This is a genomic window from Nitrobacter vulgaris, from assembly GCF_002028545.1.
Classification (GTDB): Bacteria; Pseudomonadota; Alphaproteobacteria; order Rhizobiales; family Xanthobacteraceae; genus Nitrobacter; species Nitrobacter vulgaris.
Window position 1 is genome coordinate 16631 of the sequence record NZ_MWPQ01000011.1, and the last position, 11327, is coordinate 27957.

The following is an 11327-nucleotide window of genomic DNA, read 5'->3' on the forward strand; positions in this document are numbered from 1 at the left end:
AGATGGTGTGCGAGAGATTAATACCTAGCCAAGCGGACCGCGACCTGAGCCTTCATTGGACAGATGACCTTAGGATATCATCGATGCAGTCAAACGCGGAGGCCAAGGGTTATTTCCATCGCTCGGGCTACCCTCGATGTTGCCGCGACCGTCACCTATATGTGTTCTCGGCAGAGCCATGAATAAGTACCTAGCAACTTTGTTCGCTGTGAGTTTTGGAACTGCGGCAATGGCCGGCGGAAACGGCGACTCGGTTGCTCAAAAGGCAACAAGGAATAGCGAGGCCACAGGTTTGGTACAAATTTCGGTGGGGAAGGGCCCTATCAAGCTTGGCTCCGAGCCGACCCATATTCCATTCGGCGATCGCCCTCTTGCGGATATCAGCGCAGATATAGGGAACGCCGCGAGGGTGTACCTTGTCCTGGAGCATGTCCGCTTTGACCAGCCACCCGGCATTCTGTTCGAGGTGCTCATTGGAGATGAAAGTGCGCCGGGTTCTTACGAGCGTGTTGGTCGCTTCAATCTTTTTGAAACTCGAGAACTTCTAAGTTTTGATATAACAGAGCGATTTCGGTCACTGGTTGCGTCAAACTCGCGGGGCATGCTTGTCGTGACGATACGGCCTGCGGTCGGAGCGCGATCCGAGGCTGCAGCGTCTGGCTCCCCGGAGTGGTCTCGTTTGCATGCCCTCTTGGAGCAGGCTGCCGTTTCTATTGGCGTGATCAGGCTGGACGCCCGGTAATCGCGGGCGCAATGGGCGCATCGGTTTGCGGGTGCGGTTAAGCTGTTGCTGCTCATGGTTGTTCGTGTACTCTCCTCCGGTGCAGCTTCGAGGAGGACGACCATGCCCGTGCTTTCACGCAGAAACTTCATTGCCAGCGGTGCGGCTCTTGCAACAATTCCGCTGCCGGCCTGGGTTCATCAAGCGCACGCACAACCAGCTACCGTCCTGACTCGGTTCGAGGCGACAAGCCCGCAGGGACAGGGAATGCTGGAAAAATATGCCCGAGCCGTCGCCAAGATGATGGCGCAGACACCGGAGGCCAGTCCGTTATCTTGGCTGTTCCAATGGTACACGCACTCGGTCGATCCCACTAAGGGAATGGCGGCAGAGGTCGCGCGGCTTTATTCCGGGGCGCCGCCGAACGATCCGAGCCGGCTTCTCGCGCTCGCGACGTGGAATACATGCCAACCGCATCAGGCGAACGGACTACCACAGCAACAGCGAATGTTCCTCCCATGGCATCGCATGTACGTCTATCTCTTCGAGCGGATCATCCAGAAACAGCTCAACGACGCCACCTTCACGCTTCCATATTGGGACTACACGACCGACGGAAAGAAGGCGATCCCTGAACAGTTTCGCAGACCGAATGATCCTTTGTACAAGGTGCTCTTCCGCGCAAATCGCAACGACGGCTCCATTCCTGGCACGGCCAATGTGAATGGAGGGCAGCCCATCGATCAGGATGCGGATGCGCCGTTAAATCTTGATGCGCTTGCCCGACGGGATTTCGACATAAAAGGTGTCGCGCTCGGTTTTAGCGCTGATGTTGAGAGGGGGATTCACGGCGATGTCCACGTGCTCGTCGGAAACACTTCGAACATGGGCAGCGTGCCATGGGCAGCGCGGGACCCGATCTTCTGGCTCCATCACTGCAACATCGACCGTATGTGGTGGAGTTGGAATAAGGCGGGGCGAAAGAACCCGACCAGTACGAGTTGGCTCGACCAGAGTTTCGCGTTTGCCAACGAAAACAGCAGCCGGGTGGACCCGGTCAACCGTGACTTCGTGGAGCCCGAGGCGATCGAGGACGGTGCCTATACCTACGATCAGCCAGTACCAGTGCCGCCGCTTTCGCCGACGCCGGCTGGAGCTATGGTTGCTGCTTTTGCTCCATCGATCATCGCCCAGCAAGCGCAGCCCGGGCCTGTCAATCTGAGCGGGGCGGCGGTATCAGTGCCTCTCACGACGACTGCCGCGGTGCCGATGAGCGCGCAGATCGCGGCGGGTGGCCAAAACCAGCGAGTCTTCCTGGTCCTGCAAAATCTGCAAGCACACGCCCAGCCCGGGATCCGCTACAACGTCTATCTCGATCCGCCGTCTGGCGCTCCCTCCGGCCCGGCTTCGGGCCCCGTGGGTGCGATCAACTTCTTCGACGCCGTGGGACACGGCGAGCACGGCGGCATGGTACAGTCCGATAAGTTCTACAGCTTTGACGTGACGGACAGGGTCACTGGCGCCGCGGCGGGCAATGGCACTCCTCCGACGGTGCGCATCGCGCCCGCGGGCGCGGCGGCAGCGGACGCGCGGCCAGCGGTCGGGTCGGTTGCCCTCGTACGGCAGTAGTCTAGGCCGTCCTGTCGGCGTGGCCTGGGAGCTCGGCCAATGAACGACGACCGTATCGAGCAACTGATACTCATGTCGCGGCGCAGGTTGCGCGCTCGGGGACCGTCCCTGTCGGCGGCCGCCAGGAGGGTTCTGCGCAAGCTGGACTCGCTGGTGGATGTTCTGCACGAAACGGATCGGCTGCCTGAACTTCGCGCAGCCGTGACCCTGGCGAAGGGCGTTCGCTGCCATGTCATCGATTCGATCCGCGGAGATGGGCCCAAGCTGATTGAGGTGATCAGGCGGGACATTCCAGCTTTTCGGGCGGCATTCCCCGAGCTTGACTTGGTTCCGGTCGTTCATTACCGGCCTGCTTTGGCCCCTCGGCCTGCAGCGCTCTCTGTGGCTACTGATTCTGGAAGCGTAGGTTCGCTTTCTCTCAGGATCGTCGATAGGCTGACGGGACGCCCCGTTCAAAACGCTCAAGTCGTGGCTCTTACGAATTTCGCGACCCGGGAGGGGCGGAATGGCGTATCCGACGAGGACGGACTGGCTCTGCTCGCGTTCGAGACCATGCCGGTGCGGCTTGAGAGGCTCTACGTATACCCGCCACTCGCTGGGTATTGGGGGCTTTTTCAATCCGACTTCGTGCTCGACGATGGAGCGACCCTCTCTTTGCAGCCGATCGATTTGACGCGCGCCGACAGCCTTAGACACTTCTTTCCAAGCGCTAAAGCTGACACCGGTGCCGGCGTCACCGTCGGAGTCATTGATGGTGGTGTCGGGCCTCATGCAGACCTGGTCTGCGAGGGCGACGCGGACAACGGCTCCGGGCATGGCACTCACGTGGCCGGAATCATTGCGAGCCGGGGCACGGCCCCGGCGGGAGTTCGGGGCATTGCCCCGGGCGCTCGGATTCGAAGTTACCGGGCGTTCGGCTCAGCGGGCGGTCTTGCATCCAATTTCTCGGTTGCAAAGGCGATCGACGCCGCGGTTCGTGACGGCTGCGACATCCTCAACATGAGTTTTATTCTTGAAGATGGTGTTGAAGATCCGGCTGTGCGCACCGCGATTGAGGATGCACGCGAAGGCGGGGTGCTACCGGTTGCAGCTACGGGGAACTCGTTTCGCCAAAGCGTGGGATTTCCGGCGCGCGACTCGCTCTGCCTTGCGGTTTCAGCGCTAGGCCGAAGAGGAACCTTTCCGGATGAGTCGGTGGAGGCGGCCGACGTGACGCCGCCGTTTGGTCTTGATTCCGACGACTACATCGCCGCGTTCTCCAACGCGGGCCTCGAGGTGGACCTCACAGCACCGGGGGCTGGCGTGGTCTCAACAGTGCCGGGCGGGTACGGAGTGTTGAGTGGGACCTCGATGGCCTGTCCGGTTGTTAGTGCAATGGCGGCACGGATGCTTGCCCGCAACGCAGACGTCCTCAGCATGCCTCGGAGGTCAGAGCGTTCGACGCGGCTCGCGCAGCTCGTGTTAGGCGCGGCGGCCTCGCTCGGCTTCCCTGCCGATCTGCAGGGGGCTGGGATACCGTATGAAGGAGGCGACGCGTAAGGTGGTCGTTTTTATTCTAAGGCAACGAGGCCCGGGGCCGCTACCCGATCAGGTGGTCGAAGTGGTGAAGAATCACCCTGGCCTTCAAATCATTGAACGCTCGACGAAGATGTTGCGGGTCGAGGGCACCAGCGAAGATTTACAGGCTGTAACGGACGGACAACTTGGGCTGCAATTTTCAGAGGAGCGGCAATATAGCCCCGTGAAGCCGTTCCAGGAATCTGCACGGCCTCCGAGACGCAAGCCTTGATCGTCATTCACGAGGTCAGTCACCCTATCGCGAGACGGCATGCAGCTGTGGCAACAGGCATGAAGGATGGAAGGCTCATACAATAATAAAAAGGCTTTGAACTGGTCATTCGCTTTCGAGATAAGATGCCGTACATCCTCTGCATTTGTCCACCATCCGAACGTACGGGCAGGAGCTCACGACCCTCAGGGCGACGTGTCGGGATCGCGGGCCGCAAAACGATCTCATCATCTCCCTGCAGCCGAGAAGGGAGTCAGACTTTAGAACCCGATCACATATTTCTATTTCGGCTATAAGGAGATGCGAGATGGCGATCACAGCCGACCAAGTTACTTTCGATACGCCGGCGGTTGAGTTTCGGCTTCCAGCGACTGACGGCAAGACTTACGGACTGGACGACCTTGCGGGCCAAAAGGGCACCGTCGTCGCCTTCATCTGCAATCATTGCCCCTACGTCAAAGCGGTGATCGACCGCATGGTTGCGGACGCGCGGGTGCTGATGTCTGAGGGCGTTGGTTTTGTGGCGATTTGTTCGAACGATGCGGCGAACCGTCCCGAAGATTCATTTGAGAATATGCAGCATTTCGCCAAGGCTCATGGTTTCCCATTTCCTTATCTGCACGACGAGACCCAAGCGGTCGCGCGGGCGTATGGAGCGGTGTGTACGCCGGACTTCTTTGGCTACAGCGCCGACCGCAAGCTCAAGTACCGGGGTCGCCTCGACGAAGGCCGCAAAACTGCGCCCCGCGCGGAGGCGCCCCGAGAGCTCGTCGAGGCCATGCGCGCGATTGCGAGGACCGGTGTGGCGCCAGCTGATCAAAATCCGTCCCTTGGCTGCTCGATCAAATGGAAGGATGCATAAGCCGAGCGCTGTCATCGAGCCGCACCAGCTACGCGGTTCGAAGTCAGGCGAGCATAGACATGCCGTCCGCGCGGGTCGCTTTCATACGATTCCAACGTCCGCCTCGCGCTACCAGTTGAAGCGACTCATCGGGTTAATAAGCAAACTAAACTGTGCAACCATTGGGCGAGACGCTCGTCTACAACGTATTCGATTATCCGAACCGTCCCGGGCTCTCCCATCTTGCGCTCAGAGCGAGTCTCAGCTTCATTCAAGCGGCAGGCTGTTTTCAATCGTTTTTTAGTTGGCATGAACCCATGGGAACTGTGATTGGACTACTACCGGTGACGCCTTCGATCGATCAATTCGCTCGGATAATTTCGAATGTTGCTGCCCCGGCATTTCTACTCGGTGCGGTCGCGTCCTTCATCTCCGTCGTGATATCGCGCATCAATCGCGTGATCGACCGATTGCATTTCATCCACAGTATCCCTGATGACGACGTTTCGCGACTTCACTTTCGAAGTGATTTGCCTCGGCTCAGGCGTCGCGCTGTCCTTTTGAACCGATCGCTCTTCTGCTCGATCCTGGCCGCAATCACGACCGCTCTGATCATTTTCGGAGCATTCGTCAGTGCGTTTCTTCATCTCCGGCACGAGTATGGAATCGCGCTCTTGTTCATGGCCGCCATGATCCTGTTCAGTGTTTCATTAGTTGATCTGGCCCGCGAGACCAGACTGGCTCTCCACGAGGTCGACCTTTACCGGTAAGCTGCAATTTGAACTTGGCGGTAGGCATCGCAGCATTCTGAACGCGTTACAATGACCATGTCTCCAAAGACTCGCGCGTCGGCCGAACGAGATGCGGGGGACTGCACGAATGGTCAGTCACTGCATTTGAAGCGGGTCGATCCTCATCCGAGTGCTTCCTGAAAGGAAGCCTACTTCGGAGAGTGAGTCATCTTGCAAGGTCGTCCGGTGTAAGCATCACCGACAGCTTCGAAAACCTGTTCACACTCGATTGCATTGACTTAGATCAAGGCAGTTGTTCGGGCGCTATCATAATCCATCTCGCGCTTTGTTGCTTTGTGGCAGAGGAAACGAAGTTATGACAATGCTTACACACCAGGTTACAGGTTCGCTTCTTGCGGTCCTCCTGTTCACGATTTCCGCATCTCAAGAATCCAAAGCTCAAGCCGGTGCGCTTGCTGCCTGCAAAGCAGACGCGGCCAGAATATGTCCTGGCATAGAGCCAGGCGGTGGCAAAATAATTCAGTGTCTTAAGCAACATAAGGACGACGTGACCATCGGTTGTGCGAAGGAGTTGAAATCGATCAAAGCTAAGATGGGTAAGTGACGGATACGCCGAAATGTCATGGTTCACGAAGGGGAGATGATCCGCAGGCACATGCCCTGACCCCGAAAAAAGTTTGTTGTGCAATTTTGAAAAACTACGATATATATAGTTGAATACGACGATGGACATGCTCCCTCCGTCCGTATTCGCCGCAAGGCGGTTGTGACCCGGTTTCGGGCCACTAGCGTTCCCAAGACTTCCCGCGCTGTTCATCTCGGTGGATGGCGCGGCTTTCTTTGTGATACTCTGGAGAAGAGAATGTCGACAGGTACAGTAAAGTGGTTTAACGGCCAAAAGGGCTATGGATTTATCCAGCCGGATGGTGGCGGCAGTGACGTGTTCGTGCACATCAGCGCTGTTCAGCGCGCCGGGTTGAACAGTCTTGGCGAAGGTCAAAAGGTGTCTTTTGAAGCCAAGACCGATGAGGCGCGTGGTAAGGTGAGCGCGGAGAATTTGTCTCTAAGGTGAGAACAAATCTACGGATGTATTGTACTGAAGGGGCTCGTCGGTTTCAATATTGGACGAGCTTCACCCCCTGGATCGGTTGAATACGCGCATCGGTGAACTCCAAACGCTTTTGTGTCGCATTGGGTAATCGTCACAGCCTGCCGTATTCCAATTGTCTGCGCATGCATTATTGGGGATGGCGAGACATTTGGCACGGGTTGTCGGCTGGCGGTCGCGGAGCTTCTAGTAGATATTAGACGAAACGGGAAAAGCCGACTTCTGTTTTTGCCAAATTGTTCAGGATGACAGATAGAGCGGGTCAGCAGGCGTCTGGTCTGCGATATCTGCTCAGTCGGATCTCGACCTAGATGCCCGACCAGCCAGCCCTTATCTTCTCCTCACACGGTCAGGATCACATTGGATTTACGTGAGAGCATCCTGACGGATTCATTCTTTGGCGAAGTGGCGCTTGCGTCCAACGATCATAGCCCGCTCAGTGCGGACGTTTAACACCGCTGATGGCGGGACACTCCCTTTTCAACGCAGCTTTGGCTGACACGCTTAGCGATAGAAAATTGACGTTACAAATGATAATGTTGGAGACTCATCTTCTGGGCGCATTGAGTGTGAAATGCCGGCCTCATCCAACAGAGCATTACCCTCACTGATTTTGCGGATCGATCTCGATCCAGAGTGCCGCATTGGACCCGGAAAAATTCAGCTCCTTGAAAGCATACAGACTTGCGGCTCAATTTCGGCCGCTGGACGTGCCATGGACATGTCCTACAAGCGCGCGTGGGATCTCGTCGATGAAACAAATCGCATCTGCCGGCAGGCGGCAGTCGCGCGGCAGACCGGCGGCAAGAACGGCGGCGGCGCGGTCCTGACCCCCTTCGGGGTCGCCCTGGTCGCTCGCTATCGCAAGATAGAACGCGATGCCGCCAGCGCGGTCCACAAGGAACTCGAGGCGCTACGAAACGACATCCGGCATCCGAAGAAAAGCATGGAACGAGACAGGGACGTCAAAGCCCGTTGATTTGGCTGCGCTCTGATGCCCGAGCGGTTCAGTTTTCTACCGCACCCCGGACGGCTCACCGCCGTTTTGCATGGCGAGCACGTCGGCACGATCATTCACACTGGCGCACTCAGGTCTGGTTTCAATTCCAGAGTATTGATCTGGTATCGGAAAAACGGGCCGGAGCATTAGCTCCGGCCCGCTTGTATTTGAATGAGTGTGTCGCTGATTTCGAAGCCGCGGCTTTGCCAACGCATCGGTTTCGCTGACATAGCGAAGCGGCAGCTTCATAACGGCATGCAGATTGATGGCGACTAGATCCGTATAATATCGCCACACCGCAGGTCTCCCAAGCGGTCGGACCTTTCGTCAAGTTTCGTCTCTGCGTAGGAGTAGAGGCAGAGCCTTTGGCGTTTAACAAATGCGGAAGCTCTCTCTATCGAGAATCTTACCTTTTGAGGTGCTGTCATTTAGATCGCGGCACGTCATGCTGAGTCAGCGCCGACCTATTGCAAATTAGATTAAAGGGCCGGTCCGCATCCGAAGGTTGCTTAAACCCGTCGCGCAACTTCTCAATTGACTCGCATGATTTTAAAGGTATTCGATATATTCATATGAATATATCATATCCAAATTGAATTCATCATATATTTTAGGAGCGGCATCGGTGGCAGTCGCTGCCCGGACGCTCGATGGGTGAAAGGGAAACTTATGTCCAGAAATGTCTTAAATAATATCGCGCGAGAAGCGGGATACGCCAAAACTCGGCGACTGGTGGAGTTCGGCCACAGCCATCGGCGCTCTTGCTGCAACCTCTGCAGGGGCGGCGACCTGCTTGCCGACAGTCGCGCCGCCCGTTGCCACCATTGCCGTGGCGTCAAATTTCTTCGAGCCTGCAAAAGATTTACGTGCGGACTTCACGGCCTCGAGGCAGCCCGGCTTCGGAAAGGTCATCCGCATCTGTCATGGCTCGACCGGTTCACTCCCTGCAGCAGGACATAGTTCGAGCCGGTGAATTCAACATAGACGTAATCCGGGGTGCCTGACTTGATTGGCGCGATGCCGGGACAGATTTGGGCCTTCGAGAAGGCATTCGGATCGATTCAGGAGTCCCCGCTCAGGATACCATTGGTACTGATCTCCTCGATTTCATGCTGAATAACGTCAGCGGTACCTACTGGCCGACTTTCCTTACTAACCATTGCTACGGCCAGATCTAGCGACGCCTTGTTCCGCGCGGCCTGTCCAGACCTGAAAGGCAGACCTTGCCGCGGACTGCGCGGAACTCGAAAGACAAGCCTCTGATAAGGTCGGTGACCGCTCCGGGGTTCTGCAAGACGCGAGGCAGGCGCCAGCCCACAACGGGCTGGCGTTTATGTTTTCAACCATCGCCTTCGAGCGCATCTTTTTCTATCGCACCGTCGACCCGAAAGCCTTCGCTAGCATCAAGGCTCTGGAACTGAAATTGACCCAGCGGCTGTTCGTCGTCGCCTCGGTCGCCTCCAACGCGCCCTATATCGGACTGCTTGGCACCGTGCTCGGCATCATGCTGACCTTTTACACGTTGGGCCTCGATACCTCGATCGACACCAGCAAGATCATGATCGGTCTGGCGCTGGCGTTGAAGGCCACCGCTGCCGGCCTGATCGTCGCGCTGGTCTCGGTGGTGATTTACAACGCGCTTCTGCGCAAGGCGAAAGTGATGATGCTGGAATGGGAGATCGCTCGGGAGAGCGCTCATGGATGAAGAGCCTATCGACACCCTCAACGTCATCCCGTTTGTCGACATCATGCTGGTGTTGCTGACCATCGTGCTGACGACCGCGAGCTTCATCGCCACCGGCCGCATTCCGATCGCGTTGCCGCAGACCGCGCATGCCGAGACCAACAAGCAGAAGGACAAGACGATTGAGCTGGCCGTCGGCGGTGTGATCTATTTTGACGGCGAGCAGGTCACGAAGGACACGCTGACTGAGAAGGCGAAGGACTTGGCGCCGGAGACTTCGTTCCTGATCCGGGCCGACCGTGCGATCCAATTCCAGCAGTTCGTCGACGTCACCGATGTGCTCAAGCAGCTCAAGTTCACCAGGGTCGCGGTGCAGACCCAGAACGCGGCCAAATGACATGATAGCGGGCAGTCGTTTGAGCGTTCATCGTCGTGCGTCGCGAGAGAGATCATGAATCGGGCGCTGAAGTTCACGATCTGGCACGGCATGGCTGTTTCGCTGGCGCTGCATTCGGCGGTGGCGCTGCCGTTTGTCGTGAACAGTTTGACGCCGCCGCCCGACGACGCCGAGATGCTCGTCGTGGAGTTGGAGGGCGAGATTTCCGATACGCAGGTCGAGGAAAAAGTGGCGCAAGCGCCGCCTGACCAGCCGCCGCCGGAGCAACAACCGCCGCCGCCGCCGCAGGAGGAGCCACCGCCCGAGCCGCGGGAGGATGAAGGCGCCAAGCCGCTGGAGCCACAACCGCAGATCTCCGCGCCGCAACCGCCGGCTCCTCCACAGGTGCACCAGGTGAAGGATCCCGATGAACAGCAGAAGGCGCAGATTCTTAAAGCCGAGCGGGATCTCGAGGCGGACCGCCTACGCAAATATGTCAAGCGCCTGACCAAGAAGGTCCAGGCCCATCTGGTATATCCAAACGAAGGCCGCGGAGCCGGTCTGCATGGCAATGCGAGGGTGTCCTTCACGCTCGCTCCCAGCGGGCAGATCAAGCCCGGCACGCTGGCGATCGCGGAAAGCAGCGGCCAGTCGAAGCTCGATGCCAGCGCGCTCGCAACCGTCCGCGCCAGCGCACCCTTCGAACCGCCGCCAAGCGAGATGAATGTTGCCTTCGTCGTCGGTTACGGGAAGAAGAACTAGGTAGCCTACCAGGCCCTTGGACTAGCAAGGCCACAAGTGAAAGGTGATCGTTGGCTCTAACCCATTCGATCTGAACCCTGCATAATTTTCAACTCGAGTCGGTAGAAGCAAAAGCCTGAGCGATTCTTCCCCGTCAATAAGCTGATGAGAATGGTCGCTTCGTTCCCGAGGCGTCCTCTGAGACTTTTTTTATTTAAACCGGTACGGATGATCGCGACGGCGTCTCTGATCCTGCTCGGTCTTGCGTGTGTCTGGCTCGCATGGATTGACCTGCGCGAAGGCATTATTCCCGACTGGCTCAATCTGCTGATTGCCGCGATCGGTTTGGTGCGGATGGCGGCGCTCGCGGGCTGGGTGCCCGCGGTCGCTATGCTTTGCGAGGGCGTCGTTATCGGCGCAATGGTCTGGCTGTTGCGTTGGCTCTATTTCAAGTGGCGCAAGTTTCAGGGACTTGGACTCGGCGACGTCAAGTTGCTCGCAGCTTCCGCCGTTTGGATCGGCATTGTCGGCATACCGACTCAGCTTCTGATCGCCTCGGGCACCGCGCTTGCGGCGGCCGGACTCATGAGGCTTTCGAAGCGGCCGGTAACGCGGTTAACGGCGCTGCCGTTTGGTCCGTTTCTCGCGTTCGGTCTGCTTGCGGTAATCCTTCTGCAGCAACAAGG

General features: G+C 57.8%; 13 protein-coding genes. 12 read left to right on the forward strand and 1 reads right to left on the reverse strand.

Annotation, left to right across the window (positions count from 1 at the left end; genetic code table 11):
• The first annotated feature begins 178 nt into the window (after positions 1-178).
• The 8 genes from B2M20_RS04010 to B2M20_RS04050 all read left to right on the forward strand — a co-directional run bounded on the left by B2M20_RS04010 (position 179) and on the right by B2M20_RS04050 (position 7819).
• Positions 179-742, forward strand: a complete 564-nt coding sequence (locus B2M20_RS04010) for a hypothetical protein (RefSeq protein WP_079445805.1) — start codon at positions 179-181, stop codon at positions 740-742.
• Positions 743-844: 102 nt separating this feature from the next.
• Complete coding sequence (locus tag B2M20_RS04015) at positions 845-2350, forward strand: tyrosinase family protein (protein ID WP_158081496.1); 1506 nt, start codon at positions 845-847, stop codon at positions 2348-2350.
• A gap of 39 nt (positions 2351-2389) precedes the next feature.
• The gene (locus tag B2M20_RS04020; protein WP_079445807.1) at positions 2390-3889 is read left to right on the forward strand and encodes a S8 family peptidase; all 1500 of its coding nucleotides are present in this window, start codon (positions 2390-2392) and stop codon (positions 3887-3889) included.
• A 557-nt stretch (positions 3890-4446) separates the two neighbouring features.
• Positions 4447-5001 (forward strand): thioredoxin family protein, encoded by a 555-nt coding sequence (locus tag B2M20_RS04030; protein WP_079445809.1) that lies wholly within the window; start codon positions 4447-4449, stop codon positions 4999-5001.
• 296 nt (positions 5002-5297) lie between these two features.
• Positions 5298-5750, forward strand: a complete 453-nt coding sequence (locus B2M20_RS04035) for a DUF2721 domain-containing protein (protein WP_079445820.1) — start codon at positions 5298-5300, stop codon at positions 5748-5750.
• Positions 5751-6093: 343 nt separating this feature from the next.
• Positions 6094-6336 (forward strand): hypothetical protein, encoded by a 243-nt coding sequence (locus B2M20_RS20735; RefSeq protein WP_420799263.1) that lies wholly within the window; start codon positions 6094-6096, stop codon positions 6334-6336.
• Between the two features lie 258 nt (positions 6337-6594).
• Positions 6595-6804, forward strand: a complete 210-nt coding sequence (locus B2M20_RS04045) for a cold-shock protein (protein WP_079445811.1) — start codon at positions 6595-6597, stop codon at positions 6802-6804.
• Between the two features lie 610 nt (positions 6805-7414).
• Positions 7415-7819 (forward strand): winged helix-turn-helix domain-containing protein, encoded by a 405-nt coding sequence (locus B2M20_RS04050; RefSeq protein ID WP_079445812.1) that lies wholly within the window; start codon positions 7415-7417, stop codon positions 7817-7819.
• Between the two features lie 705 nt (positions 7820-8524).
• Here B2M20_RS04050 and B2M20_RS04055 read toward each other — a convergent pair.
• A complete protein-coding gene (locus B2M20_RS04055; RefSeq protein ID WP_139372831.1) occupies positions 8525-8752 on the reverse strand; it encodes a hypothetical protein in 228 nt (75 codons plus the stop codon).
• A gap of 421 nt (positions 8753-9173) precedes the next feature.
• Here B2M20_RS04055 and B2M20_RS04060 point away from each other — a divergent pair, with 421 nt between their 5' ends.
• The 4 genes from B2M20_RS04060 to B2M20_RS04075 form a co-directional block, all read left to right on the forward strand.
• Positions 9174-9545, forward strand: a complete 372-nt coding sequence (locus B2M20_RS04060; RefSeq protein WP_079445814.1) for a MotA/TolQ/ExbB proton channel family protein — start codon at positions 9174-9176, stop codon at positions 9543-9545.
• Entirely contained in the window at positions 9538-9921 is a 384-nt protein-coding gene (locus tag B2M20_RS04065) for an ExbD/TolR family protein (protein ID WP_079445815.1), read from the forward strand. The genes B2M20_RS04060 and B2M20_RS04065 overlap by 8 nt, the downstream gene beginning before the upstream one ends.
• A gap of 54 nt (positions 9922-9975) precedes the next feature.
• Entirely contained in the window at positions 9976-10662 is a 687-nt protein-coding gene (locus B2M20_RS04070) for an energy transducer TonB (RefSeq protein WP_079445816.1), read from the forward strand.
• A gap of 207 nt (positions 10663-10869) precedes the next feature.
• Positions 10870-11327, forward strand: a 458-nt coding sequence (locus B2M20_RS04075) for a prepilin peptidase (RefSeq protein WP_079445817.1), incomplete at its 3' end; no start/stop codon positions are given.

Bases quoted from the DNA above. Each gene is read 5' to 3' on its own strand.
- B2M20_RS04035 (WP_079445820.1), top strand. From the start codon at position 5,298: ATGGGAACTGTGATTGGACTACTACCGGTGACGCCTTCGATCGATCAA.
- B2M20_RS04020 (WP_079445807.1), top strand. From the start codon at position 2,390: ATGAACGACGACCGTATCGAGCAACTGATACTCATGTCGCGGCGCAGG.
- B2M20_RS04010 (WP_079445805.1), top strand. From the start codon at position 179: ATGAATAAGTACCTAGCAACTTTGTTCGCTGTGAGTTTTGGAACTGCG.
- B2M20_RS04070 (WP_079445816.1), top strand. From the start codon at position 9,976: ATGAATCGGGCGCTGAAGTTCACGATCTGGCACGGCATGGCTGTTTCG.
- B2M20_RS20735 (WP_420799263.1), top strand. From the start codon at position 6,094: ATGCTTACACACCAGGTTACAGGTTCGCTTCTTGCGGTCCTCCTGTTC.
- B2M20_RS04045 (WP_079445811.1), top strand. From the start codon at position 6,595: ATGTCGACAGGTACAGTAAAGTGGTTTAACGGCCAAAAGGGCTATGGA.
- B2M20_RS04060 (WP_079445814.1), top strand. From the start codon at position 9,174: ATGTTTTCAACCATCGCCTTCGAGCGCATCTTTTTCTATCGCACCGTC.
- B2M20_RS04050 (WP_079445812.1), top strand. From the start codon at position 7,415: ATGCCGGCCTCATCCAACAGAGCATTACCCTCACTGATTTTGCGGATC.
- B2M20_RS04015 (WP_158081496.1), top strand. From the start codon at position 845: ATGCCCGTGCTTTCACGCAGAAACTTCATTGCCAGCGGTGCGGCTCTT.
- B2M20_RS04055 (WP_139372831.1), bottom strand. From the start codon at position 8,752: ATGACCTTTCCGAAGCCGGGCTGCCTCGAGGCCGTGAAGTCCGCACGT.
- B2M20_RS04030 (WP_079445809.1), top strand. From the start codon at position 4,447: ATGGCGATCACAGCCGACCAAGTTACTTTCGATACGCCGGCGGTTGAG.
- B2M20_RS04065 (WP_079445815.1), top strand. From the start codon at position 9,538: ATGGATGAAGAGCCTATCGACACCCTCAACGTCATCCCGTTTGTCGAC.